We start from the raw sequence: 25,791 nt of genomic DNA, 5'->3' as shown, positions 1-25,791 counted from the left end.
AATTTGAGTTGATGATGTGAATGCAACGCTATGGCGCGCTTGGGCGATGGTAAAAGGGCGCTCAAAATCTTGGTAAGTTTGGCGCATGGCTTTGCCGACTATGTCACTTGAGCACAGATAGTCACCGGCTTCGATGTCGCCACCTTGACCGCAAACATTGAGTAGGCCTTCACCAAGGGCGTTATATTCAATGACGTCATGACTATGCTGATACTCATTGAACTTAAGCGAACCGTTAAAACCATTGAGCCCCGCAGGCAAATGCTCATTCGTTAACGCCCTTCGACTGACAAAAACACCTCGCACATTGCGCTGCGCAACCTTTGTCGATGGCATCATTTCAAAGATTGAGTTTGAGATATCGGACATATTGACGAGCAAATCATCACACACGATATCGCCAGGTGTTAATGGTGTCTGCTTCGAAATTAGGCCTTCGTGCACGCCCGTAAATGGTTTAAAACCATTGGCTGCGTATACTTTTAGAGGCGTCCACAGCGCGGTTGATGAGGTATTGCTTGCCCGCACTTCAATTACATTGCCAGTCCCCGTGGCTTTGATGGCATTTTTACCACCGTGTACGTTTAAGCCCGTACCACCACTAGAGCTGAGCGTAAGCGCATTGGCGACCTCTTTGGTGTTCGTGTTGTAAATACCAGCGGCACGACCTTCTCGGTGTGTTGCGATATTCAGCAAATCAGTGGGGTAATCCGTGACCAGCACTTTTATCCGGCCGCTAAATGTGCCAGTGGCTGAAGCTAGGTGATGCGCAATGACAGTGCCATCCACCAGTTGATCGCCATGAATGTGCAGCGCAAAGTCATGCCACGCAGAGCCGGTCCAATGTTTCGTCTGTTGAATTGAAGGGTCGCTTTGCTTGTAGAGCGTGACAACATCATGCACTACTGCGCGCCCGCCGCAGGCTGCATGGGCCAGTGCGTCTGACCAACTCCCTGTGCTGGTTGAGGACACGAATCGACCCGCACCACGCGCACCTGTATTGCCTGTGGCACCGGTTTCACCTTTATCACCTTTGTCGCCTTTTTCTCCAGGACTGCCATCGGAGCCATCAGCGCCTTTAAACTTGACCCAGGTATAATCACCGGGATTGGGTGATTCAGTCGAAGTCAGTTTATTTACTGCAATGCCCATGTATTGGGTATTGCTGGTTGGCACTTGATACATGTTCGCGCCATTGGTGCTGTCGCTATACGCCACCCAAGTGTATAGCGTTTGGCCATCCTCGCCTTTATCACCGGGAATGCCATCGGTGCCATCAGCGCCTTTGATTTTCGACCAGTGATAATCAGCCGGGTTTGTCGATTCTGTCGCCGTTGTTTTGTTGTTTGCGATCCCAATGTATTGAGTCGAGTCTCTTGGGGTTTGATATAGGTTTGTGCCATTGGCGTTGTCGCTGTAGACAACCCATGTATAGAGGGTTTGTCCGTCTTCACCCTTATCGCCGGGGATACCTTGATTGCCTGGTTCGCCCTTTATCTTTGACCATGCATAGTCGTTTGGGTTATTTGATCCAAGGTGCGACAGCTTATTGTAAGCGACACCTATGTACGCTTTGCCATCTGGGCTTTCGCTTAAGCCATTACCTTGTGCGTCATCTGCATATTTGATCCAAGTGTAATAGGTTCGACCGGGCGGGCCGGGCAGTCCATTTTGACCATCAAGCCCTCGAATATCGCTTTCGGACTCAACCACAAAATCACCCAGCTCTAATCGCCCACGAAACACGTGAACAGGATTTGCAGGGTCGCGGTTATCAATGAACGATGTGGGGATGAATGTGTCGCCAACTTGCACACCTTGGCGTATGACGTCGCCTACTAAATCTAAGTTACCAATTTGCCCATCGTTTAAACCAACTACGCCAGTGGCGCGACCTTGGTTGTTGATCAAAAACCCGCCCCGAGCGATAAGCCTGCCGTCCTGTGTTTCAAATGCCTGACGAATATCTGAAATGCTGGCACTTTGCCCGTGCTCATTTTCAATTTGCAGATTGCGGATAAATTCTGCAAGTGGGCCATCAACCCAGCTATGGCCTGCAGCAACACACAGGGTGGCATCGGTCTCACTCGTGAGATTGCCTTGGGCGTCGATGCAGTAGCCAACAGCAGCGCGTGTATAGGAAATGGCGCTTGCTAAAGTAGACGTGTCATCTTGTTCAATTTTGGCAACCAAGTCTTGGCGTTGCGTGGCCATTGCTGAATCAAGGTTGGCAATAAGCTGAGTGGTGTCCGCAAAAGCCGTCTCTGTGTTAGCAGCAAATGCCGTGAATGTTTGGTCGCGGACTAGGTTTGCATGGTTGATGTCAGCAAAGGCTTCAGACACATCACTAAACGCCGCTTGTGTTGATTGAGTGAAAGCCGCAAAGCGCTCATCTCGTGTAACACTGGCTTGTCGCTCGTTGGCAAAAGCCTTGGCGACAGACGTGATAATGGCACTGTTTTGTTGATGAATGACACCCAGTTCTAGCGTGTAACTGACCACACTTTCCAGCTCATTCGTTGTCGCTTTTAATTGTTCTTGGGCAAGGGCGAGTTTGATGTCTAATTGCTGCAGCTCGTTGTTTTGAAGCAATGTGTTATAGGCGGTAATGACTTCATCGAGGCTCTTTGCATCAGCGCCCAGTTGCAAGCCTTGGATTTGCACAACACTTTGGTTTATCTCACCTTCAATCGCGTCTAAGGTCTCAGACACGTTCGAGAACTTTTCATCCACACCGTCTTCTTGGGCATTAAATACGGTAATTTGGTCTTTGATATAACCGGCTGCGCCCGCAATAAAGCGCTCTGCGGCGTTGGCTTTCTCTAACGTGCCATTGTCGTAAAATGATTGGAGTGCAGCAGTGATACCATAGACTGCATCAAAGGTGCTAATCGCTTGGTTGACTTGGCTAGATGTTTGATAGCCTCGGCCATCGACCATAAGCGTTGCCAGATTCATAGAACGCTCGACGACGGGACCATCGACCCACGTATGGCCCGCTAATTCACAGGCGGTGGCATCTTCGATATCCACTCGATTACCATCGCTGTCTATACAGTAGCCAGTAATGGCACGGGTAAAGTCCTTGGCTTCAGCAATGGATTTCTGGCTTTCATGTGTGATTTCAGCGCGCAGTGTTTCAGTGCGCTCGCTGCTGGCTTGACGTTCATTGGCAAAGGCTTTACCGAGTATGTCGATACTGGCAGCACTTTGATTATGCAGTGCAATAAGCTGGGTAGATTGTGAGGATAGGGCACTGACGTCATCTGTTATCGCAGAAAGTTTATCTTCTGCATGAGCGAGGGTGATAGAGTGCTCAGCCAATGCGTTGTCGCGTAAAAGTTGGTTGTACGCATCTAATACCTGGTTTAAATCTTTGTCGGCTAGGTCGAGCTGAATGCCTTGAATTTGCGTGACCGATTGCTGAACTTCTCCCGCCAGCGCATCTATGTTTTGCTCTGCAGTAGTGAGTTTTTGGTTAACGCCGTCTTCTTCATTGAGATAGCCAATGACTTGATTTCGAATAGTCGCGTTTGCGCCATCAATCCAGGTCTGGGCCGCATTGGCTTTGATGATAACGTCATTGTCATTTAACTCCTGCAGCACCGCGCTGATACTGTACTGCGTGTTAAACGAATCAATGAGTGTTTGTACGTTGCTTTGTGTTTGATAGCCTAAATTGGATACCCAAGCTGTGGTGGCATATTGGCCCATGCGCCCCGTGCCAGCATCCAATTCTTGCTCGATGGTGGTGGTGCGACTGGTAATGTCTTTGAGTGCTAAATCATTGGCCCCGCGTTTACCGATTTCAATAAAATCAAGGTCGCAATGGCCCAGCGAGAACTGCAGCCAAGTGATGATACCGCTAAATCCTGCTGTGCCGGTTGCATCAATTTGAATGACCTCCCAATCGTGACTTGTAGGCTCGGGCAAGAACAAAGCGCCGCCATTGAATTGGATATGACCGAGCCAAGTGCTGTTTTCATGTTTGCGCACGCGCAGCCTTAACATGGGGTTTTCGATTGCATCCAGAGATATCGCAGGGCTATTTAATGTGCTTTTACACACCAAATACCCCAGTGCATGATGACTTTCAAAACCAGCAAAACCCTCTGCGCCGCTGTTAAACTGCCAGCTGTAGGCAGGCGTCAAAGCGGCGATGGCCCCCGCGATATGGGCATCAACTTCGCTGTGAGTTGCACGCTGTGTAATTTGGCCTGCCTGCAGCTCGATTTGCGCTGTGGCATCAATCAATTTATCTTCTGTTAGTTTTATACGTCGAGACTCAAAACTGATGCGGGCGTGAGCGCCATCGACCAAAGAAACCGCTTCACTGAATTGCGTGTCTGTATAAGAAAACGCCCGATTCACAATGGTGCCAGACTCGGCATCAACAAAGACCGCCGCATCAATTAAGCGTTCATTATTAAGCGTGCGCCGCTCATACTCATGACGAAAGTTGGTGTAACCAGCCGTGACATCAAACACGCTTTTTTGCATGTCAGTCACAGCCAACGCGGTTTCGTCGAGTTTGATTTTATTCAGCGCAATTTGCGCGGGTATGCCATCGACAATCGACGTATCTAAAACCTTGGTGACATCTTCCAGCCCGTGTATTTGTTCGATATTTTTGGCAACAAGTGAGGGTAAGTTGTTCTCGGTTTCAGGCCGCAATCTATCGACTTGGGTGTTCAAGTCGTTGATGAGGTCTTGGGCTTCTTGGCTTAACTTCGCCAGTGGCATGTCATTAATGAACTCGGTTAAGTCTACATTCGTTGTTGAGGCACTTATCTGCACCCAGTCACTGTTACCAAGGTGATTCACGGCACGACATTGAAAGTGATACTCGGTCATTGGCTGCAAACCAATGCGATTGTAGATTTGCGCAAAGGCGGTGTCGCTTTGCTTTGGCGCTTCATTGGAGCCTAAGAACTGCCACTCGAACTGGGTGCCAATTCCGATTGCTGGCAAGGTGGCGGTGAGCGTGATTTGGTTATAGTCTGCGACAAAAGAGAGTCGCGGGTTTGTCGGTGCTGAGACCGTAAATTGAATGGCTACCGATTTAGAGCGCTGACCGAATATATTTCGTGCAAACACTTTGGCTGTATAGGTGCCAAGCGCGAGTTTAGGAATAACAACTTGCGTGTAGGTTACGGACTCTTTATATACTCGCGTGTCATTCGTGCTGTAAAACTCAATATCAAACTCATGTACCGCCAGCGGTGTTGGGTGGGTCCATTTAACAATGCCATTACCATCTCCATCCACTTCCACACGTGCTTGCTCAATTGGGGAAGGTTTACCCACCACATAATCACTGTTTGGCGTAATATCCGATGCGCCGGGTACAAGGTCATCTGCCCATAAAAGCGGGCTATCTTCAACACACGTCAGTGTTATGCCACCATCAAGTCGAAAGCGCCGCGCAACAACGCGATAGACCTTTTTATAGATGCGCTCACTGGGTAAGTCTACATAGACAGTACGACCCACAGCGGCACCAAGCGCTTTGTGTTTGAGGGGGAGTTCGATGGAGCCGAGGCGCGTTTGTTCAAGGAGAATGGTGGCCAAGCGTTGAGCTGTCGTGGCACTGCGAACAAAGGGGAGAGAGATGCTGGTTTCTAACGGTTGATTGTCTTTTTCGATGTAGCCTTCTGCCCGCACGGGCGGTGCATCGGTGCGCTCATAATGTTGGTTTGGGTCGGTAAAGGTGGCACGCACAATGTTGGCTCTATCGCGCAAGTCCGCATGCCATTTGATTTTGACATTGCCCATGACATCGGATTGACCAATCGTATAGGTGGGGTTGCCATACCAGGCACCAACACGGACAAACCACTGACCCATTTGACGAAAAACCTTACCTGCAAAGCAGCGCTCTAACTGATTTAAAATCTCGATGGGCTTGCTGGTAAAACGAAAGGTGCCATTACAGGTGTAGCGCGGCTCATACCTATCAACGCCGTCGCTGTCTTGATAGACGGCGTTTTCATCACACACATTGGCTGCGGCTATCCACCAGTTTAAGGGAATGCGATGATAGGGCACTTCGTGGGCCCCATAGAATCGAATGTAGTGCAGGGCGCACAGCACGGCGTTTTGTGACCAGGTCCAAGTTGTCGCATCATCTGGGTTTTGATTGCTATCTCGCGGGTCCCAAATACGCGCGCCGCGAATTAAAAACTCACAATCGGAAATGCCATCGGGGAAGACTTCGCGGTTATTCTCAAGCTCAATAAACACATGGGCTTGCCCAAAGCCGATATGTTTATTGGTCCAACCCGCCATTTTAGACACGGCTTTACTATTGGCAGACGTGTGATTGCCATCAGACAATGCATAGTCCCAGCTCTCGGCGGGGTAGTCGCTTAGTGGCTTGTTGGCAATATACACGTCTTCTAACGCATCAATGGGCGCACCGTTAATTAACACAATCAACTGGACCCAGTGCTTTTCATCGCGTTCAACCGTTGCTTGGTGCGCAATCACGCCGCCAATGCGGTCACGCCCGAATGTGATACGCCTTGGCTGGTCTATGCCTTTTTGTAAGCCCTTGGCCAGCGTCGCATAGTCCTCTTCTGGCACATCCGGGGATAGGCTATCCCACAGTGCGCCCACGGTTTCATCCCAGATTTTTTCGCCTAATCCAAAAATCGGGTCTGCCAAATCATTCGCGATGTCAACAATTTTACCCATGGCGCACCTCATCCGTAGACTTAGGCAACACCTGAGAAAAGCAAAAACTGACCGCGCTCATTTCTAGCGCGCTTAAGCCAATGTTGGTGACGCAATAGACATAACCTAAGCCCACAATGCCGCCAATCAATTCGCCGTCCCATTCAACCAAGGCAACATCACCGCGCTGTGCATAGTTAATTTCAATAGGCTTTAAATGGTGTTTAAACACACTTTGAATGTCGCAAAACCCCAATTTGGTTAAACGCCGCTTTGCACCAATGGCGGTGCTGTAACGCCCCCGAAACTCTGCCGCCACATCGACACCATTTCGAACCAACAACCAATCAGCCACAAACAAGCAGCAATCAAACTTGCCCCACGCAAACGGGGTGTTTTCACAGGAATCTAGATACGTTTGAAGTTTAAGGCAGTGCATGGCCATCCCTCCCACCCACTGGCGCACCTGGCTGGGTATCTGGTAATACAGTCCCAGTGGCCTCGGCATGTTCATTAAAAAACATATCATCGGGATATAACGCAGACTGAGTGGCATGGTTCCAACGTTGATGCAAACGCGATTGTTTCCAGCGCTCAGATTCACCCGCCACAGACAGCATAACTTTACTGACTTGGCCGCGCTCCACATCACACACCACGATATAGCCGCTTTCTAATAGCTGTGATTGATTCACCCGATAATGTTTATCGACGGTGGCCAAATAGATTTCAACGCCCACACCAATAGGGTCATTTTCGGCGACTTCCGCAAGCACGGTCTCACTTTGAGTGTGCAGCGTTAATCGAATACGCGCTGCATCGTTTTTATCATTGGCAGGGATTTCACCAATGCGCCCAAGCATGCCAAGGCCAAACCAGGTGCGACCTAAAAAGCGACGCTCACCAACCCCGGTATGCAATAACAAATCACCACTTTTAAACGCCAAGCGTACAAAGTAGCGGGGGCGACAATGGGCAAGCTCGGCCACCAAGGCTGAATTTAATGCTTCCATTAAAACGCCTCCCGACCTTTGATTTTCCACGCCGTGACAAAGCCGTTTTTAATTTGGGCCTCAGCCAACCCTTGCTTGTTATCAAACAACCTAAACACGCCAGCAGGGCGCTTAAAATACACAGGCGTATTGCTCGCCGGAATTTGACGCATAGGGGATTCAAACTCCAGCTCACACGCGCCGTGACTATCCACCACCACATCTGCCGTCAGCACTTTAAGCTCGGCGTTTTCACCGGTACCAATCTGAATGCGATTACCGGCTTTGGCATACACTGAATTGACAGGCAAGCCAGCAACTTTCAACACATTACCGTCTTGATATGACTCAGTAACCCGGGCAAAACTGTCTAAGTCATCTTGTAAAAACCGATAGTCAAAACATAAGAACTTGCCAACTGAACCACGACACTTGGCCAAGAACGCATCCAGCGCCAAGGCATCGGCCTCTAAAACATTGGTAAGCTCAATCTCAAACTCCCAATACGCACCTTCAAGGTCATAGACCTCGGATGCATTATTGGCTTTACTTACATGCAAATGACTGTTTGGAACCAGCCGAAAAACACAGCTTTTTGGGGGCTTAGGTAGGGGAAGGTGCTCCATATTTTTTATCGCTCTTTGCTTTACTGTGTGAGCGAGTTTAAAAAATTAGGAGCAGAGGTTTAGGTGGAAAATGTTTTACTTATGCGAATTTTAGGTTGTAAGTGACTTAGCAAATGATACACCCAAACTACTTGTCTACTACTTTTGTTTCTATTAAATTACTTGCTTCATTAAAAGGTATATAATGAGTGTGCTTATTCTACAAAATAAAAGGAGAAAAGAATTTGAATTCCAGCATTACATGGGTTGAATATGGAGCACTAGGCATTAGCATTTTTATGGCGCTAATAGCGATTCTTACAACTTTAATAACGTTATGGGTTTTTAAATCAAATAACGACCCCGAAATTATTGTTTACCCGGAAATAGACAAAGATGAACCTGAATTTATTAACCTCGTAATTCATAATATTGGCAAAGGACCTGCAAAGAACATAATTTTTTTACCTGATAGAGAGTTGCCAGAGAAAGCGTTCGGAGATAAGTTGCCGGAAAAAATGGCAAATGGTCCAATAATAACCGGTATACCATTTCTTGCGCCAGGCGCAAAAAGATTCGTATTGTGGGGGCAATATTTACCATTGCACCAGTGGTTTGGAGGTGGAGAAATAACTCTGAACGCGAGATATCAAAGAGCATCAAAATTTCCGATATTCAAATCAAAGTTAGAATCCGCAAGTATTTTAGATGTAGTGTCGTTTAGTCAAACAAGAAGTGCTGTTAAACCGCTTGTGAAAATTGCAAAAAGCCTAGATACATTGAACAAAACTGTAGAAAGAATGAAAAATTAAAGCGTTAAGTTAACCATAGTAGAAAACGCAATAATACCACCATCACCTTATCACAAATGGCGTTTACAACATTTCAGCTAGGGAGCCCAATTGAAAAGTTTTATTTTGAAAGTTTGGAACGACGCAGTAGGCAGTAAAATTATTTCAACTGCTATTCTTACGGTAATATCAGCGCTTAGCCTGTACATTTCCAACTTTGAATTATCAAAGTTGTATGGATGGTTTTTTATACAAGTTTCTTTCCCAGTATGGTCTATAATAATTGTACTTTTAATCATTGTGGTCTTTTCAACTATTTTTTTAAGAATAATCGTTGAAAGAACTCAATCTGATTTGACTGACTGTGATATTGAAATCCAGTTATCAAATTGGTGGCCTGAAAAAGGTATGTACGACGGAAATGTAGTCGTTAATTTCGAGAAAGTAGACAAAGAACTGAGGCTTCCGAAAGGTAGTACAAAACGCCTAATTGCTAGCGTTGCTAAGGAAAAATATTATTTACCTCATAACCTTGGTGATAAAAATGCTGAATTTAAAGTCGATTTTTCGAGAATAGTGGGAGGTTAGCAGGTAAATTGATTACGTGGGTAGAAGCCTGTTGGCTTTTATCCGTGTTATGTGGTCCCTGACAATCACGAGGAACAAACAATGCTTAACTCATTACACAAATTATTAGACTACTTTCAAAAAGAACGTCTTGAGCAGGACAACAAGACTGTCGAAGCAATTACCGCTATTAGCAAAGCATTAAACGAAACAAAGAAATACCTCGAAAATTCTAAAGGTCAAAAGTGCTACAATAGGAAAAAAGAGTTCGAACTATCCGATTTGTGGAGTGAGGCCTCTGCCGCAGTTTATTGTGTTCACAAGGCTGATAAACAGTTCTCAATTGAGCTATATGCGAAGTCCCTATATTGGTCTGGAATTGATAAATGGTCAGAAGAAGAAACCACAAACAAAAAGATACGTTTAGAAGACATTGAGTCTCAAATTGAAAGTCTGTTAAGCAAGCGCTCATAGCAAGGTAAATCACTTTTTCGATAGTACTTAAGGCTGTTGGAACCCAACCCTATGTCTACATTGAAATTTATTATCAAGCATGTTTACATATTAAAAAGCAAACCGCTCAAAAGATCTCTCGCCAAAATTCACACATGTTGAGGTAAAAATGTCCATAAAAATAATACAAGATGAGTTGCAGAAATTATCGAAGCAGGGCGAAAACTATGTTTCTATAGAATCTCTGCAAGATTATCTAGAAAACCTTAACCAGAATGAAGATAAGCGAAACGACCTCGTCTTGGCAGATTTTAACGCTAAATGCCAATCAGCAGTAGAGCAATATAAAGAAGATTGTGCGGAATGGCGCGAATTATTTAAGTCGGTTATCAGTAATGGGCAAGCTACAATAAGGATGCTCGCTACAATCAATGGAGGTGCGGCTTTAGCTTTGCTCGCGTTTATTGGTAAAGTTTGGAGTCCTGATTTTCCGAACACATTTACGGGATACAATATAACACTATCCCTATTATTTCTCTGTATCGGCCTTGGCATATCAGCATTAACCCAGGGCTTAGCTTACCTTGGACAACACTGTTTTACATATAAACGTGATAACGTGGGTTTCATTATCCAAAAAATAGCTGTTGTATCCGGAGCCACCTCTTTGGTGTTATTTTTTGTGGGCATTATTTGTGCTTGTAAAGGATTTGGACTGGTGACCTAATTCATTATAGGCTGACTCCATAAAATGGTCAGATTGGAGTTGCCATGAGTATTAATACGTAAGGTTTTAGTTTTGTAAGAACCTTCGTTTATTTCTTAACGCAGATTAGCTAATTTTATAGGTTTGGAACTTCATTGACTAAATTTGAAATAGCCATAACAACATTATTCATCGGATTTGCCATTGGTCAAACGACTGATTTTATCAAATACAAGTGGCAAATAAGTAGGCAAAGAAAAGCTTTGAAGTCGGAGATAAAAAGTATCCAATCAGACTTTAATGAAAAAACTGAACGAATAAAACAAATTGCTTCGGAATTAACTCAATTCCACATTGGTTTTTCGGTACCAGGAAAAATAAGCACTCATATCTTTGAGAAGTGTTACCCTGAAGTTGCACCTTATTTATCAGAGAATGAAAGAAAGTCAATTATAACTATTTATAACCATGTTCATAATTTCAATGATGAAATCGCTAAAGAGGACAGGACTACGCTGGAACAAGCACAGCGATCTTTGGTTAAAATGTACAGTCAAGTGGTATTTGGGTATGACACAGCGAGTCACTTTTTAGAAAATGGCGGAGACAAACTGTTTTTACACGAAGCCGATAAAATAGAAAGAATCAACGATGAAATCCAAAAATTCGCCAAATCTTGGCTTTTGTAAAAACGGCAGAAAAGGCGGTAACTAACCAACACTCCTAATCGCCCTAAACACAGCCCCACGAGAGCTCACGCTCTCAACCACCACAGCCTCAATCTGCCGAGCAATGTTTGAACCAATCACATTACCTTGCTCGGCATTGGCTGCACCTTCTACGGTGATCTGATTGGTAATATTAAACACCACATTTTGACCTGCTGCTTGGTGATTGCCTGCATTGTAGTGTCTGGCCATGTGGCTGATTTCGACGTTTTGTTTTGGTGAAAGGACACGTTCGCCGCGTTGTAGGATGTAGGTGCTTTCATTTGGTACGTAATCTAAACCACCGTGTGCGATACCAGCTGGTTGCTGTGATTTAATCATACGCACTTGTTGCATGCCCATAGCGACGGCGGCCGCCGCTGCAGCGGCACCAAGAGCAGGGCCAACGATTGGAATAGGGGCCAGTGCGGCAAATGAGCCCGTTGCTGATTCATAGGTTTTGATTAGGGCTTGAGTTATAGCAAAGGCTTTGTAGAGTTTAAACGCGGTTTTACTTTGACTAGCCATGGCTTTAAAGCCCGCTGCGCCAAGGCCAACGACGGCAGAAGTTTTCTCCCGGGCGTTTTTAGTCTCCCAATTAGCAAACTGCATGAGATGTTGTTGCATCGCACCGGTATTGCGGGTGCGGGCTTGCATTAATCGCTCCTGGTGCGCGTGTTCGTCCGCTTCGCGCTGACTATGAAAGCCTCTGGCTGCGTTCAGTTCTTGCTGTCGCTCTAGGTTTCGAATTTGATTGTCTGCGTTGTATTTAATTTCGCCGACTTCATCGTTTGCAGCAAGGCCCAGCATGCCGCGCCGCTTTGCATCGATACGCGCTTGTTGTTTTGCTTCTTCAACTGCCAGTTGGTTATTGTAGCTGGCAAGTGCCTCACGGTTTGCATAGCCTTTTATTTGCGCAATGCGATCTTCTAGCTCTGCGCGTAAATCGTTTTTACGTTTTTCTTCTGCTTGGTTTTGAATACGTGTTTTTTCAGCTTCATGCTTTTCACTTAAAGCTTGTTGGTCCGCCTGAAGCTTAGCATCTAGCTGTTGTAAAATTGCATCGTATTTAGCCTTGTTGCCCAGGTCATTTTCACGTGCTTGCATGACCATTTCTTTGCGCTTTTTGTAGCTGGCTTTTAGCCTGGCTTCTTCACCTAAAAGTGAGAGCTGCAGCTGTTGAATGTTTTGGGGCAGGGCGTTTGTCGCTTGTTTTGTGTTTTCTGCTATTTGCTTCCAATCTAATGCTTTGAGGTTTTGCTGTAGGTTGGCCGCTTGCGCAGCTGTTTTCATGAACTCGCTACGCAGTTTTGCTTGCTCGTTGATGTAACGCTCAATACCTGCAATTTGGTTTTGGTAGGTGAATTTAGCGCGGTCACTGCCCGCATTATTCATTTGTTGGCGCAGCTGCTTAATACGTTTATACGCGTTTTGAATGTTGTTTGTGTAGTTGATGGTTTGCTTTGAAGCAGAGGCGATTTGCGCTTTGGCGCTAACGTTGTTAACTGAATTGAATGCATCACCCAAGTCATACAAATGCGTTTCCAGCCTTTTTGAGCTGGTACTGGCTTTGTCGCCTTGGGTCGCAAAATAGGCGATGGCTAAACCTGCAGTGACGGCCAAGCCAACAGGGCCACCTAGCATGCGCATTGCACCGCCAAGCACTCGGCTGGATAATGCCGCGCGTTTAGACACAACTGAATAAGTGGCCGTTGCTGCATTTAGGTTGGTTTGTGCAAGTGTCGCCCGTTGATTAGCCAGGGCCAGTTGATGAATGGCTTTTGTTCTAAGCGCTGTATTTCTGGCCATTGCCAGTTGGCGCTGAGCTGCAGCTTGCTCTTGAATTGCTCGTCTGTTTTCTTCTACAGCTAAACGTTGATTAGATGCCGCTAATTGTAAGTCAGCTTGTAGCGCTTTGTGCTTTGCTATTGTTGTGGCTGTAATTGCGGCTGTGGCCTTTGCGGCACCGCCTGCCAGTTTACCCCCGTAAACGATTGCCAAAGCCGCTGCCGAGGTCGTTAACCCTTCAACAAGTTCCTTGTTTTCGCGCAGTTCACGCATGCCTGCAGTAACAGCATTTGCCACTTCAACTACCGCAAAGTTAACGGGCTTTTCATACTCACGAATAAGGCGCTGATACTCGTTGCTCATCTCTGCGATCGACGCATTGATTTTGCCTTCAGTGGCTTCGGCAGCACCCGCATATTCGTTTAAAGCCTTTATTAAATAGCGTTTAAACATTTGGCTGGTAATACGACCATCATTAACCAGTTGCCTAAAACCACCTGCAGCGACGCCTGCTGCTTTATCTAGCTTTTGTAAAAGCCCTGGCAAAGGTTCAGTGACCTGGTTGAGTTCTTCCGCTCTAAGCACACCTGCTGTCATACCTTGGGTCATACCGAACAGCGACTGCTCCAGCTGCACATTGTTTGCGCCCGTTTTAGCTGCTGCGTTGGCCATGCCTTCTAAGATTGCTTTGCCTTGTGTTTGAGTCACAATACCGACTTGTTGCAGGTTGAGGATTTTAGAGTAGGAGTCAGCAAGGGTGGTGTATTGCGTATTGAGTCTGTCTGCAGCTTCAAATAGATAACTTTGTACTTGTTGGTATTCACGGGTAGAATCGGTCAGCCCTTTCAGCCGAGTATCTAATTGCTGCGCCGCGCCTGTATCGCGAATAAACATGGCTGCCGTTCCGATAGATGCGACGCCTGCGAGGGTTATTCCCAATTGCTCATAGCCATTTTGTAGCACACCCAACTGTTTCCCCATTGCAGACTGTTGCTGCATCACTTTTGTCTGGCTTGCACCTAGTCGCTGGTTTGCAGCCACCTGATTTTGAATACTCTGCGGTACACGATTTAACGTCTGGATATGATGGTTAGTATTTGAAGCTGCCACTTTACTCATGGCGGCTTGTTGTTGCAGTACTTTAGCTTGGCTTTCACCCAAGCGTTGATTTGCTGCTATTTGATTTTTAATAGCATCAGATAAGCGGTTTAGGTCATTAATCGTTTTGTTGGTGCCAGACGTCACCGCTTTGCTCATGGCTGTTTGTTGCTGCATCACTTTCGCTTGGCTTGCACCTAAGCGTTGATTGGCCTTGACCTGATTTTGAATTGCCCCCGGTAATCTGTTTAAGTCTTGCAGGTTTTGATTCGTGCCAGTTGAGACGGCTTTACTGACCGCTGCTTGACTCTTCGCGACTTTAGACTGGCTTTCATTTAAACGCTGATTAGCGCCTACCTGACTTTGAATAACGCCGGGCAGGCGATTTAAATCCTGGACGTTTTTAGCAGTGCCTGTTGTTACCGCTTTACCGTCATACTTTAAGCGAAGCGCTAGGTTCAGTTGGTTTTTCATCGGGTCGCCTTAGTAATCCTATTACAGTGCGCTCTAAGAATTGGAGCTTGTCAAAATCAGTGGGGGTCAGGGCAATATCTGCGTAGCGCCAAGCGATTTCAGCCCTGGCATAATCAAGCGCGAGCTCGATGCCATCTTTGCAGTATTGCCACTGGGTATTGGCAGCTGATAGCGCCTTAACCGCCGTCCAGTTTTGTGGGAGTACGTATAAACCTGCTTCGGTTTTGACTGGCTCAACCGGCGCACCAAAATGGGCTAAATCATCATCAAGTGCTTTGGATTGTGTGGCCAAGTCACCCACAAACCACTTGGCCACGTCGATTAGTTTTTTTCCTGCACTCGATATTGCGCATTGATGCACTCGGTTGATAAACGCCCGGTGATACCACCAAAGCCCAACATTTCGTCCAGAACGTCTTTTGAAAAGGGGATGCTTTTACCCTCATCAACAAAGTCATCCCAACCTACAAGCAGCTGTTCAACAATGGTTTTATCTGTGGTGCTGTGTGGACCTGTGAGCTTTTCAATGTCGGTATCTGGCACCAACTTGATGTGTGCAGTGAACTTAAACTCCACGCCACCATATTCAAAATGAAGTGGGGCATGAATGGTGGCGTCTTTTAATTGCTCTAATTTTTTTAATTTCATAAGGATCACTCAAATACTAAGGTTAATTCGTCATAGCCTGCGTCACTGGGGACGAGTTTGCCGTCCAGTTCGTAGCCTGTGAGCTCGCTTTCTAGGCTTGCATATTTTGGTGTGGGCATTTGGAAACGGCCCAACAGCGTCACTTTGTTACCAGCACTTTGGCCGTGGTTAAACTCAAAGGTTTGAATGCTGCCAGCCAGCTCAAACGGGTTGAAGATGGATAATGAATCACTGGTGACAGTGATATTTGCGGTAGACTCATGGCCTGTGATCATGATTTCTTCGTGATTGATTGCCCGGTCAAACACCACATTGTTACCCACATCAACGGTGAGCTTATGCAATGTGCGGCTCAGTCCATTTAATTTAAATGCGCTTTTGTTGCTCACACCTAACGTGCTTGGCTTTTTCCAACGGGACCAATCAACAGGTGGCGGGCCACTTGATTGTACCGGCGCACTGAATAGGCCTTTAAACTGCCAGTTAATCATTGGCTGACCTTTTTCAAGATTGATACTGAAGGTGCCTAACATCTCAGTGAGTACATGGGTGTTTTGGCCAAAACGCATCAAGCAGGTGGCTTTGGTGGCGGCACCTTTGGTGAATGTGACTGCATTGGCGCTAGATACTTGCACCATACCGCATGCTAATAACAGCGGTGCAATCGCCGGGGCTGAGCCTGCGCTGCCACTCATGGCCAGCGGCGTTTTAAAATTCAGCGTCACATGCTCACCGTATATAATCTCAAGGCTTGAGCCAGAATGAGCGCGCTCAATTTCGTCTTTTTCGGTTTCGGCTTCAATGTTAAATTCAACCTCGCTCGCATATATCGCATGGTTGCCTGTGAGGGTGGTCCCGAGGGAATCGGCCATAATTAGCCTGTCTTTAAATCGCCAGCTCATTTGCTTGCTCCTGGTTTAATGGTGTCACCTTCAAGTACGAATGCACCGGCAACATTGCTACGGTCTCCGTTTTGCTTAAGTGCCTTTTGTACTTGCTGGGCAATCTCAGTTGGGCTGTGCTTTTTAGGGGTTGGTTTGTCGTCTTTCATGTTGGCTCCTTGGTATTGATGGTTATGTGCCCGGAGACAGAGAACTGGCACTGATAAATGAGGTTTTTGGTTTGTTGGTTTAGCTCCACCATGCGGCCTCGATGAAGCTTGATGGGTTCATAAGGCGCAATTGTGAGGCCAGCAAGTGCGTCTTTTACGCGCTCCCGTAGCTTTTCAATTTGTGTGTCGGTTTGTCTGTTGGCTGCATGGCATGGGATCACAATCATCACAGCAAACAGCTCTGTAACGGCGTATTCGTCTTGGCCTGTTATGCTGTTTGTTGGCTGGTAGTCTTCATCGAGTGGCAACACGTACAACAAAGAGGTGTGCACTGGTTTACTGCGTGCTTGATTAAAGTCAGATGCAAAACCCACTTTGGCAATACGCGCTTTGTTTAATGCCTTTTCAATGTGGTTTAAATCGAAATTAAACATGCTTTAAACTCCGTTTAAACAAGCCAACCAGTGAGCGTTTCAACGATGACGCCCGCTTGGTATTGCTCAATACCCAAAATCGGGCGAGCAGGGAGCGTAACCACATGGCCACGGCCCGTTTTTCCACCAAAGTGATGAATGGCGGCGTATTCTTCCCCTAAACCATGCACCAATTCATCGCCTTCCACGTTATGGGTTACTGAGCCTGCCAAGTTGCGTTGATCGGTAAGGGTTAAACCGCCACGCTCAACCGCTGCCTTTGATTGTTCCCAGCGAGTGCCATCTGGGGCGAGTTCGTTTAAAAAGCGGGTTGTGACATCCATATCTAAAAATGCGCCGATGTCGTCCAACACATCTTCTGGCGCTGTGCTTTTATGTCGTAGTAACTGCAACTTCTCTAACGCATCACCCGAGATATCAATAAATACGCCCGCCATGGTTTAGTACCTTGCCCAATCAAAGCTACTGCTTGGGGTTTTGGTTTGAATAGGCCCAGAGACTACAGACGAGGGCGCTTTGATTTGAATGGTGCCCGCCTCAATTTTGCTAAGCTCCTGCATGGCGTTTTTACGTCTGGTCATTAAGCCTTCGTCAGCGTCGTTGTTGCACAGTTCGTAGCGCATTAAGTCTGCTGCAATGCCAAGAAGGGGTGAGGCATCCACCTCCGCTTGTGTGAGCTCATATTTGGCCACATAACCCGCAATCGTGTTGTTTACATTGGTCGAGGCAGTTTCAAACCAATTGAATACAGTGGTTTGAATGTCTGTTTCAGGTGTGGCTAACAGCGCGGTTTTAATATCGTTATCCGTGATATCTTGCGCATCAAACCCAATCGAAAAACGACCATTTGCATAATCAACTAATCGGTTTACACCCAAGGTATTTACTGTGTGTTGTGTATTTACAAACATAGGTCTGTCCTTATCAATAAAGGGGCCGAAGCCCCATAGGGAGTTAATAATTAGGGTTTGAGTAGATTGGTTAAAATCATGCCGTAGTCTTTGGCAATGGAGAGCTCTTTGACTTTTTCACCCACCATCACTTCAATGGCACCATCAAGGCCCGCAGCCACATCACGCCTACCGGATATCCGGTCGCCAAATTGGGCCGTAAAGGCAAAGGTCATACGGCCATTGCTGGCACTGGCTAATGGATCTGAGCGGGTAAGACTAATATGGTCATTGCCCCATGCCTCAACAAAATTCGGCGTTTCGCCTTTTTTGGCGGTGTTTACCCAGGCTTCACCTACGTGCACTTTGTCTATGCCCAAAGTGTCTTGGATAAAGCCGATTGGTACGAGGCCACTATCACCTAACGAGCCGTTATACGCTTTAATAACATGCTTGCACGAGCGCAGCTTGGTTAGGATTTTACGGGGCAACGTCATGTGATTTGGCGTGACCAACATGTCATCGATGAGCTCTTGAAAAAACTGCAAAATATCAAGGTTTTCATCGTCTAAGTACTTCAAATTGCCTGTACCGAGCTTATGGTGATAGCCATAGTTATCAGGATTTTTATATAGCTCCGCCACACGGACTTCACGCGCCAAAAGCATTAAGTCTGAGATACCTTCAGTGGCATGGTGCAACGGGTTGTAGTTATGTGGTGCTTCTTTAATGTCTGAATTTGGCACCACATCCGAAAGACCGTGGTCTTCGCAAGATGCGCTGCCTTCTTCGGTGGTAAATTCAACCTGATTAATGGCAGACTTACGGCCAACACGCGTATTTGGGATGGTCATACGCTCAGCTTTATCGTACGTACGATACTGAAACGTACGCTTACCGACAGGCATACGAGGACAGACATCATCCGCAATCATACGTCTATTTCGATAGGCAATTGCAATGGCCGTTTGCTCTATATCAGGGGTAAAGGGCATTCCGTGACTCATCATCTCACTCCTATTTCACGATTAACTGTGGGGTAACGGTAGTTGTGCCAATGGTGCCAAGCTTGCCGCTTTCTTGAGCAACGCCTAAGGTCCACACTTCGGCATCTTCCGCTTTGGCACTCATATCCAACTTAATGGCACGGCCTTCTGTGTCGGGGACCAGCGTATCTCCTGCGAGAATGTCACCGCCGTACTCAATACTGGCCAGTTGGGTCATGATCACATCAACACGCCCTGATATGTTCTTACCCCATTCAGTCACGCCTGCAATGGCAATATCGCTACCAGAGGCTTGCTTTACTTCAAAGTCAGCACCGGTATAAACAGCCACTCTGAATTTGCCAACTTCACCTGAGGCCGTATAGTTTTGAATAAATCCAGGATTAGCCATTGTTCGCCTCCTTTTGCACATGACCGAGTGCGTCACTCACGCTAACCGTAATGCCTTTTTGAGACTGCGCGTGTTGATACTCCAAAGCCTTTGCAGCCAAAGCATCAGCCGAGTTATCAATCTCGGTTTCGTCGCTGTCGTCTTTGCGGCTAAAGTCTTTGGTGAGCCCACTTTGCTCGGGTAAAGACAGCAATAAGTTTTCAAAGTATTCAGCTGGCTTGGCCGACGAGGTTTGATTGCCATCGCTAGCAGCAAATTCAAATGTGTTGGCACTGTCTGTTTCAAGGTGCGCCATGAATTCGGCCAAACCGTCTGTTTTGGTGATACGCGGGGCTTTTCCACCGTTGACCTTGGTATCAATAAACGTTTGCGCATCAAACTTACGTTGGTTGAATTCATGCTGGGCGTTCTTTGCGTTCGCCGCGTCCAGTTGCGCCTGCAATGCTTTCTCGGCTTCGGTGGGGTCGTTTTTAGTTATGTCACTCACTTCTAGTTCCTCGGGGTTATGGGAAGGGGTGCTAAAGGCATGATTGCCATAGCGCTGTTTGTCTTGTTCGTGTTCAGCGATGATGGTTTTGCGGGTAAGCCAGTCGGCTTCCCAATTGGGAATGAGGCGGTTTGCGGTCTCTACGTCGTGCTGTTCAATAACCCACTCACGAAAGTGACCCATAAAGTCGGTAACTAAACGAGCGGTTTGCATAGCAACATCTTCTATACGCTCGCTTGCTTCACTGGCAGCAAACTCAAAGACTGCGCCTTTTGACTCTTCATTGAATTGCCAAGGCATGCCTGCAACGGCAGGGGGCTTGCCGCCCAAATAGCCAACGTGACCTAAAAAGTAGTTACCTGGTTCGCCTTCTAAACGCACGCTGCGATTTGGGTAGCGCTTTGCTTCGACGGCTTCTGCAAACTCAGCGGCCACATCTTCGGCTTTAGCAAACAACTTACCGTCTTCGACTTTTAAGTCACTGACCCAGCCCCAAGCAGGGTCGTTGGTTTTAGGGTGGCCAATCACCAAAGGGCTAGTCTTAGGTATAAAGTTTGTGACCACAGAATCTAAATCTGCGGCAGTAAACTCCTGTGTATTGCCGTTTGAGTCGGTGTGGGTGCCAGCGGTAAAAATCTCGTACCAGTCAAACTCAGTGTTTTCCATTGTGGGTGCTCATCGTTGAATCAATGAGCTCAGAATAGCGGGGGAGGAATAGAAAATTAGGCGTAAAATGTTTTACATATTAGTTGGTTAAAGCTTCCAACTTGTGTAACTATTATGCTTAGCACAAATAAGAATTCAATACGTGATATGAAAATCTATAAATGGACTAACCCCAAAAAAGTCAATCTTCAGCAGCCATTTCTTTACCATATTTGTATCAATACAGGCCAAGCAGAGTTTAATTACATTGGTAAAGCATCAAAAAAGTCGCGCTTAAATGAGTACCGTAGAAATGTAGCTAAAATCTTAGATGGCAAAGCAAGGCGACCAAAGACCAAGCGAAATGGCGAGCCGCAATCACTTAGCAATCTGCGCTATCGTTACGTGCATCTTGTGTTAGCCCTAGCACATAAACAAAATTGGGATATAAAACATTACCCGATTGAGAGTGTAGAAAAGGACAACTTAAACGAAAGGGAGCAACAAATGATCAAGGAGCTCAATACAACCTGCGAACACTTTGGTCTTAACGAAAAACAGACTTGGGAAATCGAAGAACTGGAAGCCTTATCACATAAACTCCTTCAAGGCCTAAAGTAATTGTTTAGGTAACTTTTACCATTGAAGTTACCTCTTAAATTGGAAACATGACTTTAAAGCAGGTTGAAACCATGTTTAAAACCGTTTTAAAAACGCTCCAAACGTTTTAAACTGCCTTTAGACGATGCGCTATAAGTAATTTTTTTTAATGTCTTCTGAAAGTGTTATGTTACGAATTAGAGTGTAGAGTATAGCTTCACCCTAATAGTTACAAATGTAAAACTCATCACTTGCACCATATTTGTTTAAACACCTGTTTCTTTGAAGGTGTGGGGAATGTACCCGAACTAAAGCTATTGAAAAGGAATTATATGGAAGATTTTTACAACTTAATGCAACAAAAAAAGTGGAAACAAATTCTCGCCAACGCAAAATCCCAGCAGCATTATTTAAAGAACAATAAAGCTGAGTGGTTAAACATTTGCAATATTTTGCAAGGTGAATTTATTCGTTACTCAGAAACAGAGAAACCAGTCCTTGTTTCATCGTTGTGCTTTGAATATATAAAACTAAATATAGCGGGCTATATAGAACTTTCAGACGAATCAGCTGAAAAAATTGAAAATATAGGTATAAGAGCTCTTATTGCGCAGGACAGCACCGAATTAGCTGCTTTTGCAAAAATTTGCCGCTTTGCCAAGCTTCCGACAGAGGGCTTAAGAGAGAAACCTAATAACAAAGATGAGCTCTCTATGACTAGAAAAAAAACACAAACGGCCTTCCCTAGAACTGATTGGTTAACGCCGTTATTTAAAAGCACTTTAGAATCTCATTTCTACCAAGCATTAAAGGAAGTATTTCCTACGTTCTTCATTTATCCAAATGTGGCAATAAGCAACATTTTTGACAAAGAGAGTATCTTTCCTTACCTTACTCAAGGAGAAAAAGACTTCTACTTTAAAGGAGTAGTTGATTTCGTAGTTTATGACCCATCTGACGAACATATACCTAAATATTTCTTCGAAGTAGATAGTTTTTACCATGATAGCTCAGAGTCGTTTCTCAGAGACAATAAAAAAAATGGAATTTTCAAAGCAGCATCAATTACTCTTCATAGGATTAGACTAACTGACTCTTCGATAACAACTAAGTTTGACTTTATTACTGCTATAAAACAGAACCTCATTGATATGGAAAAAACGGTTAAATAGTCTTAAGCAGATACCATTGGGGTTATGAGGACAGGTTATGGAAGAACACAAAAGCAACGAACATTTGAAAAGCCAAAGTGACAAGCATTTTAAGTGGACAACAGCCCTTGCGATAATAACAATCGCTATAAATGCAAGTACTGCTGTTTATCAATGGGTAACGGCAGACGCGAAAGTAATCAATCTTGAAAACAAAATAAGTGCCCTTGAGGCTGAAATAGAACCATTGAATGATAGGCGTGATGAACTAGAAAACATTCTAGAAGCAATAGATAAAAGTGAACGCGATTTCAATGAAGTATCTGAGAGCAAATTCATTGCTACCGAAGAGCTAGAGAATATAGAAAATAAACTTAAAGATATAAGAAAGGAATATGGTATTGAAAACGAAGTTCTAATGAAGGCATTGAGTGTTATTGATCGAATTGGTGTAGATAAAGTGAAAGGCTATTATTGCTCTATAACATTTCCTGACTACAAGGTTAGTATACCTTTGGCCTCTGATGTTGTTACCATAAATGGTATTGAATATAACCAAGGGGATTCTATTGGAGAGGGGGTATTGGAAGAAATAATCCCACACGCAGGAGTAGTAATTTTGAGTGAAGGAATGGAATGTTCATTTTTAGGGCAGGTTCCTAAATTTGATGAGCTTAAGTAGAAAAGCTCATCAAATTTAGATTCAACTCTTTTCATTCTATTTCTTCTATAGCAACAAGCCAATATCACCAATTTGCTTTTCAAAGTCAGCTGATTTACAAAGCTTGAAGTTATGCTCTTGATTAATTTTGTCTTCAGGCTTAGTTTCTTTTAATACCAACCTACGCTGCATGAATTTGAAGGAATTTTTATCAATAGCCGGTAGATAGACATTACTATAGTCAAAAGAGTTACTATTCTCATTTAATTGAGGTGGGTTATTTAAATACTTTTGGAAATTAAGTTTGAGTTGTTCAAAATCTGAATACAGCTCATACCACGCTATATCTCTCAGATCGCCGTCTTTCTCCTGTACAGCTAGTACACTCATTATACTTGATTCAAAATAAGCCTTTAATATTATTTCATCAACGACAGGTACACCTTCAAAGAGGTATCCCACGAAAATTTGTGAGCTGTTAACAATACAGGAAGAAAATTTGTACTTTTTCTTAGGGTCATATTTCCACCCCAAGCGGTCAAATACTAACTCAATATTGTTTTGGAAGAACTTTATTTTCCTTTTTACTTGAACTCCTGCATATACAAGTGTTTCAGAAATCCGGCTCTTCATTACCTCAGAATCTGATGTGAGTGTAGCCTTAAACTCACCTACAATTATCATATCATCTAGACGTGCTAATAGGTCGAACTCTTCTTCGCCGTTGGCTAATCTAATTCGCTTACCAGTAGCAGGGTCAAAATCTTGAATAAAATCATTCTGAGCTAGCTGGCTATTAAGCATCTCGATAACAGTTTGCTCGTAGGTATATCCTTTTTTACTCAGATCTATACCTAACTTTACACTCCACTTCTCTATAAGCCTTGTCATAATAGGGGCTACTAATGCACTAACAGAGATCGCAAATTCACTCTTAGATTTTTTTACCAATGGTTGGCACCATAAGTCTGAGCTTTTATCCGATGTAAAGGTTAAAAAAGCAAGTATCTTTGAGATTTTATCATGTGATATTTCAGTGGCCTTACTTAACGCCATTTTTAATGAAGCAACTTGAACTGTAGGACAAAACTGGAGTAATTTATTAAGATTGTCAAAGCTATCGTCTTGCGGAAAGTTATCGATTAGTTCATTAGCCATAAGCATCAAACACCTCATTACTGATAACGCCTCTACAATAGAAAATCCGTTTTCGTATTCTTCAACTAACCATTCTTTGGGGTAGTACTTTAACATGTCTTCTACGGTTACCTGCCAATAAGTATTAGTTACAAGCATTTCGCTGTTTGCATTTTTTATTCTTATGTTACTAGCTACTTTCCTTTTCCCTTTTTTTTGTAAAACTACAAATTGGTCATTTAGGAACTGTGCCTGAATAGTCGGGTTAGAAGCCTTGTACATCCTTTGGTTACCAAGCCTACTTCTCCGTATAGCACTGCTTTCATAGGATAGTTCAAAGTCGCTCTTAGGCTGTCTTACGCAAAAAATATCTTGCTCTTTATCGAGACATATAAATTCGTAATCCGAAAGATAAATGCATTGCCATACGTGAGTATATAATTGATACAGCTGAGACAAGTCGCACTCCATCCTAATAAAACTCAAAGGGTCAAGGGGGTTCTCAGATACCTCAATTGCCACATTATCTTCGATTCGCTTGTGACACATGCGTATTGCAGGTTCCAATCCATCAACACACCCATGAGAAACTTCACCAAGTGTCAACTCATTTTCCATTGGGTTAGAATCGAGTCTTACACTATGAATGCATGTTTTAGTTTTGGCAATGGCCGCTTTCCTAACAACGTAAAGCTCTCGGTTAGACAAAGCTAGGTAGGCCAATAACAACTTTTCGTTTGTTATCTTTGGTGCATTTTTATATGTTTCATCTAGTTTATTTCGAATTTCAGAAAGTACTGTATGTAAGATATACCCAGCCATGAAAACTTTATGATCGCGTGTTGAAGCTTTATCTTCAAGCTTCTTCCATTGTTTCAACCAAGATTCAGACTTAAAGCCAATGTTTGTAGGTTGTTTTATTTTGCCAGCTTTTATTGTATGGACAAATTTATCAATTACTTCTTTTTTCATAAGGGTACTCTTTTGTTTTTACCGTGCAGACGTATGTAATCTCAATCAACTAAACCCTACCTAACGCCTGTTTTTGTAGCTCTTCCTTACTCATTCTATCTCTCTCAATAAGCGGGAAGACGATCTGAATCTTGGTACCTTTGCGCGATGACTTAAGCTTAAACTTGGTTTTGTATGACTTGGCCACATCGCTCATTTTGTAAAGGCCTTCGCCGAAGTGGAGGCGAGAACGTAGCGGTATGCCAATGCCGTCGTCTTCAATGTGTACGTGAACTTTAGATCTAAGCTTGTGCACGAATACGTTAATCTCAGAACCTTCTGAGTGGTGCACAGCGTTATGAAGGCCATGATAAACAACAGCGTAAATGTCACGCTCTAATTGCGGATCTAGCTTTACGTTGCCAATCACAGTTTCAAAGTTAACTTTAATTTTCGCCTGCAAGCTAGATTGCACTTGCAGCAAATCTAAGCCAGCAAGCAATCTTTGCTCGCCAAGGTAAGGGCCGTTGTTAACTATAGGAGTTATTAGCTCTGAAACTTTGTCGAACTTAACCAGTCCCTCAGTAAACATTGTGTCATCACCAGAGCTGACCAACGTTTTACCTTGTTCAACAAGCATGGCTATTTGGCCTAAATTGCCACTTTGACGCTTAAGCTCGTTTTGTCTAAATACTCTGCGGAATGACTGGATCCAAAAGTAAACAAAGAACGCGACAGCAACAACCAATAGCAGCGCAACGAATGAATATATGCCCAACGCAGTAGGGGAGTTATACCAATGAGAGCGAACCTCAAACGCATATTTTGCGGGTTCACTAGCTACATTGCCTACAATCTGTCTGAACTCCAATGAATAATGAT

General features: G+C 44.7%; 25 protein-coding genes. 8 read left to right on the top strand and 17 right to left on the bottom strand.

Annotation, left to right across the window (positions count from 1 at the left end; all coding sequences use genetic code 11):
• From J8M00_RS27190 to J8M00_RS27175, 4 genes are all read right to left on the bottom strand, one after another.
• On the bottom strand, window positions 1-6,696 hold a 6,696-nt coding region (locus J8M00_RS27190; protein ID WP_247687605.1), incomplete at its 3' end, for a phage tail protein.
• Window positions 6,689-7,114, bottom strand: coding sequence for a DUF6950 family protein (locus J8M00_RS27185; protein ID WP_211013498.1), 426 nt, complete (start codon window positions 7,112-7,114; stop codon window positions 6,689-6,691). The genes J8M00_RS27185 and J8M00_RS27190, both read right to left, overlap by 8 nt.
• Window positions 7,101-7,688, bottom strand: a complete 588-nt coding sequence (locus tag J8M00_RS27180; RefSeq protein WP_211013497.1) for a hypothetical protein — start codon at window positions 7,686-7,688, stop codon at window positions 7,101-7,103. Before J8M00_RS27180 ends, J8M00_RS27185 begins: the two co-directional genes overlap by 14 nt.
• Window positions 7,688-8,293, bottom strand: coding sequence for a hypothetical protein (locus tag J8M00_RS27175; RefSeq protein WP_211013496.1), 606 nt, complete (start codon window positions 8,291-8,293; stop codon window positions 7,688-7,690). Before J8M00_RS27175 ends, J8M00_RS27180 begins: the two co-directional genes overlap by 1 nt.
• Before the next feature lie 224 nt (window positions 8,294-8,517).
• Here J8M00_RS27175 and J8M00_RS27170 point away from each other — a divergent pair, with 224 nt between their 5' ends.
• The 5 genes from J8M00_RS27170 to J8M00_RS27150 all read left to right on the top strand — a co-directional run bounded on the left by J8M00_RS27170 (window position 8,518) and on the right by J8M00_RS27150 (window position 11,478).
• Entirely contained in the window at window positions 8,518-9,084 is a 567-nt protein-coding gene (locus J8M00_RS27170) for a hypothetical protein (protein WP_211013495.1), read from the top strand.
• Window positions 9,085-9,174: 90 nt separating this feature from the next.
• Entirely contained in the window at window positions 9,175-9,651 is a 477-nt protein-coding gene (locus J8M00_RS27165; protein ID WP_211013494.1) for a hypothetical protein, read from the top strand.
• 81 nt (window positions 9,652-9,732) lie between these two features.
• The gene (locus tag J8M00_RS27160) at window positions 9,733-10,104 is read left to right on the top strand and encodes a hypothetical protein (protein ID WP_211013493.1); all 372 of its coding nucleotides are present in this window, start codon (window positions 9,733-9,735) and stop codon (window positions 10,102-10,104) included.
• A 148-nt stretch (window positions 10,105-10,252) separates the two neighbouring features.
• Window positions 10,253-10,810 carry a hypothetical protein gene (locus tag J8M00_RS27155; protein ID WP_211013492.1) on the top strand — a complete coding sequence of 186 codons (558 nt, stop codon included), beginning with the start codon at window positions 10,253-10,255 and terminating at the stop codon, window positions 10,808-10,810.
• Between the two features lie 134 nt (window positions 10,811-10,944).
• Window positions 10,945-11,478, top strand: coding sequence for a hypothetical protein (locus J8M00_RS27150; protein WP_211013491.1), 534 nt, complete (start codon window positions 10,945-10,947; stop codon window positions 11,476-11,478).
• Between the two features lie 21 nt (window positions 11,479-11,499).
• Here the strand turns inward: J8M00_RS27150 and J8M00_RS27145 are convergent, their stop codons facing one another.
• From J8M00_RS27145 to J8M00_RS27095, 11 genes are read right to left on the bottom strand one after another with little or no spacing between them, the layout of a single operon-like run.
• Complete coding sequence (locus J8M00_RS27145; protein ID WP_247687603.1) at window positions 11,500-14,856, bottom strand: tape measure protein; 3,357 nt, start codon at window positions 14,854-14,856, stop codon at window positions 11,500-11,502.
• Window positions 14,816-15,172 carry a hypothetical protein gene (locus tag J8M00_RS27140; protein ID WP_348772573.1) on the bottom strand — a complete coding sequence of 119 codons (357 nt, stop codon included), beginning with the start codon at window positions 15,170-15,172 and terminating at the stop codon, window positions 14,816-14,818. Before J8M00_RS27140 ends, J8M00_RS27145 begins: the two co-directional genes overlap by 41 nt.
• Window positions 15,173-15,177: 5 nt before the next feature.
• The gene (locus J8M00_RS27135) at window positions 15,178-15,504 is read right to left on the bottom strand and encodes a hypothetical protein (RefSeq protein ID WP_211013490.1); all 327 of its coding nucleotides are present in this window, start codon (window positions 15,502-15,504) and stop codon (window positions 15,178-15,180) included.
• 5 nt (window positions 15,505-15,509) lie between these two features.
• Complete coding sequence (locus J8M00_RS27130) at window positions 15,510-16,406, bottom strand: hypothetical protein (RefSeq protein WP_211013489.1); 897 nt, start codon at window positions 16,404-16,406, stop codon at window positions 15,510-15,512.
• Complete coding sequence (locus J8M00_RS27125; protein ID WP_211013488.1) at window positions 16,403-16,555, bottom strand: hypothetical protein; 153 nt, start codon at window positions 16,553-16,555, stop codon at window positions 16,403-16,405. The genes J8M00_RS27130 and J8M00_RS27125 overlap by 4 nt, the downstream gene beginning before the upstream one ends.
• Window positions 16,552-16,989 (bottom strand): phage tail terminator protein, encoded by a 438-nt coding sequence (locus tag J8M00_RS27120; protein WP_211013487.1) that lies wholly within the window; start codon window positions 16,987-16,989, stop codon window positions 16,552-16,554. The genes J8M00_RS27125 and J8M00_RS27120 overlap by 4 nt, the downstream gene beginning before the upstream one ends.
• Before the next feature lie 14 nt (window positions 16,990-17,003).
• The gene (locus tag J8M00_RS27115) at window positions 17,004-17,426 is read right to left on the bottom strand and encodes a phage virion morphogenesis protein (RefSeq protein WP_211013486.1); all 423 of its coding nucleotides are present in this window, start codon (window positions 17,424-17,426) and stop codon (window positions 17,004-17,006) included.
• A 3-nt stretch (window positions 17,427-17,429) separates the two neighbouring features.
• Window positions 17,430-17,900, bottom strand: coding sequence for a phage protein Gp36 family protein (locus J8M00_RS27110; protein WP_211013485.1), 471 nt, complete (start codon window positions 17,898-17,900; stop codon window positions 17,430-17,432).
• 50 nt (window positions 17,901-17,950) lie between these two features.
• Window positions 17,951-18,889: a capsid protein gene (locus J8M00_RS27105; protein WP_247687602.1), complete on the bottom strand. Its 939-nt coding sequence runs from the start codon at window positions 18,887-18,889 to the stop codon at window positions 17,951-17,953.
• A 7-nt stretch (window positions 18,890-18,896) separates the two neighbouring features.
• Window positions 18,897-19,277 (bottom strand): hypothetical protein, encoded by a 381-nt coding sequence (locus J8M00_RS27100; RefSeq protein ID WP_211013484.1) that lies wholly within the window; start codon window positions 19,275-19,277, stop codon window positions 18,897-18,899.
• Entirely contained in the window at window positions 19,270-20,430 is a 1,161-nt protein-coding gene (locus tag J8M00_RS27095; protein WP_211013483.1) for a hypothetical protein, read from the bottom strand. Before J8M00_RS27095 ends, J8M00_RS27100 begins: the two co-directional genes overlap by 8 nt.
• Window positions 20,431-20,577: 147 nt before the next feature.
• Here J8M00_RS27095 and J8M00_RS27090 point away from each other — a divergent pair, with 147 nt between their 5' ends.
• From J8M00_RS27090 to J8M00_RS27080, 3 genes are all read left to right on the top strand, one after another.
• Window positions 20,578-21,030: a hypothetical protein gene (locus J8M00_RS27090; protein ID WP_211013482.1), complete on the top strand. Its 453-nt coding sequence runs from the start codon at window positions 20,578-20,580 to the stop codon at window positions 21,028-21,030.
• A gap of 311 nt (window positions 21,031-21,341) precedes the next feature.
• Entirely contained in the window at window positions 21,342-22,181 is an 840-nt protein-coding gene (locus tag J8M00_RS27085; protein ID WP_211013481.1) for a DUF2726 domain-containing protein, read from the top strand.
• A 37-nt stretch (window positions 22,182-22,218) separates the two neighbouring features.
• Window positions 22,219-22,842, top strand: coding sequence for a hypothetical protein (locus J8M00_RS27080; protein ID WP_211013480.1), 624 nt, complete (start codon window positions 22,219-22,221; stop codon window positions 22,840-22,842).
• A 45-nt stretch (window positions 22,843-22,887) separates the two neighbouring features.
• Here the strand turns inward: J8M00_RS27080 and J8M00_RS27075 are convergent, their stop codons facing one another.
• Window positions 22,888-24,930 (bottom strand): hypothetical protein, encoded by a 2,043-nt coding sequence (locus tag J8M00_RS27075; protein WP_211013479.1) that lies wholly within the window; start codon window positions 24,928-24,930, stop codon window positions 22,888-22,890.
• A gap of 49 nt (window positions 24,931-24,979) precedes the next feature.
• Window positions 24,980-25,791: sensor histidine kinase (locus J8M00_RS27070; protein WP_247687601.1), on the bottom strand; the 812-nt coding region annotated here is incomplete at its 5' end.

It is taken from the genome of Pseudoalteromonas luteoviolacea, assembly GCF_018100925.1.
Classification (GTDB): Bacteria; Pseudomonadota; Gammaproteobacteria; order Enterobacterales; family Alteromonadaceae; genus Pseudoalteromonas; species Pseudoalteromonas obscura.
This window is presented reverse-complemented; position numbering and strand designations above follow the sequence as displayed.

Bases quoted from the DNA above. Each gene is read 5' to 3' on its own strand.
- J8M00_RS27155 (WP_211013492.1), top strand. From the start codon at position 10,253: ATGTCCATAAAAATAATACAAGATGAGTTGCAGAAATTATCGAAGCAG.
- J8M00_RS27090 (WP_211013482.1), top strand. From the start codon at position 20,578: ATGAAAATCTATAAATGGACTAACCCCAAAAAAGTCAATCTTCAGCAG.
- J8M00_RS27175 (WP_211013496.1), bottom strand. From the start codon at position 8,293: ATGGAGCACCTTCCCCTACCTAAGCCCCCAAAAAGCTGTGTTTTTCGG.
- J8M00_RS27185 (WP_211013498.1), bottom strand. From the start codon at position 7,114: ATGCACTGCCTTAAACTTCAAACGTATCTAGATTCCTGTGAAAACACC.
- J8M00_RS27180 (WP_211013497.1), bottom strand. From the start codon at position 7,688: ATGGAAGCATTAAATTCAGCCTTGGTGGCCGAGCTTGCCCATTGTCGC.
- J8M00_RS27100 (WP_211013484.1), bottom strand. From the start codon at position 19,277: ATGGCTAATCCTGGATTTATTCAAAACTATACGGCCTCAGGTGAAGTT.
- J8M00_RS27125 (WP_211013488.1), bottom strand. From the start codon at position 16,555: ATGAAAGACGACAAACCAACCCCTAAAAAGCACAGCCCAACTGAGATT.
- J8M00_RS27160 (WP_211013493.1), top strand. From the start codon at position 9,733: ATGCTTAACTCATTACACAAATTATTAGACTACTTTCAAAAAGAACGT.
- J8M00_RS27130 (WP_211013489.1), bottom strand. From the start codon at position 16,406: ATGAGCTGGCGATTTAAAGACAGGCTAATTATGGCCGATTCCCTCGGG.
- J8M00_RS27085 (WP_211013481.1), top strand. From the start codon at position 21,342: ATGGAAGATTTTTACAACTTAATGCAACAAAAAAAGTGGAAACAAATT.
- J8M00_RS27120 (WP_211013487.1), bottom strand. From the start codon at position 16,989: ATGTTTAATTTCGATTTAAACCACATTGAAAAGGCATTAAACAAAGCG.
- J8M00_RS27145 (WP_247687603.1), bottom strand. From the start codon at position 14,856: ATGAAAAACCAACTGAACCTAGCGCTTCGCTTAAAGTATGACGGTAAA.
- J8M00_RS27075 (WP_211013479.1), bottom strand. From the start codon at position 24,930: ATGAAAAAAGAAGTAATTGATAAATTTGTCCATACAATAAAAGCTGGC.
- J8M00_RS27110 (WP_211013485.1), bottom strand. From the start codon at position 17,900: ATGTTTGTAAATACACAACACACAGTAAATACCTTGGGTGTAAACCGA.
- J8M00_RS27095 (WP_211013483.1), bottom strand. From the start codon at position 20,430: ATGGAAAACACTGAGTTTGACTGGTACGAGATTTTTACCGCTGGCACC.
- J8M00_RS27105 (WP_247687602.1), bottom strand. From the start codon at position 18,889: ATGATGAGTCACGGAATGCCCTTTACCCCTGATATAGAGCAAACGGCC.
- J8M00_RS27080 (WP_211013480.1), top strand. From the start codon at position 22,219: ATGGAAGAACACAAAAGCAACGAACATTTGAAAAGCCAAAGTGACAAG.
- J8M00_RS27135 (WP_211013490.1), bottom strand. From the start codon at position 15,504: ATGAAATTAAAAAAATTAGAGCAATTAAAAGACGCCACCATTCATGCC.
- J8M00_RS27115 (WP_211013486.1), bottom strand. From the start codon at position 17,426: ATGGCGGGCGTATTTATTGATATCTCGGGTGATGCGTTAGAGAAGTTG.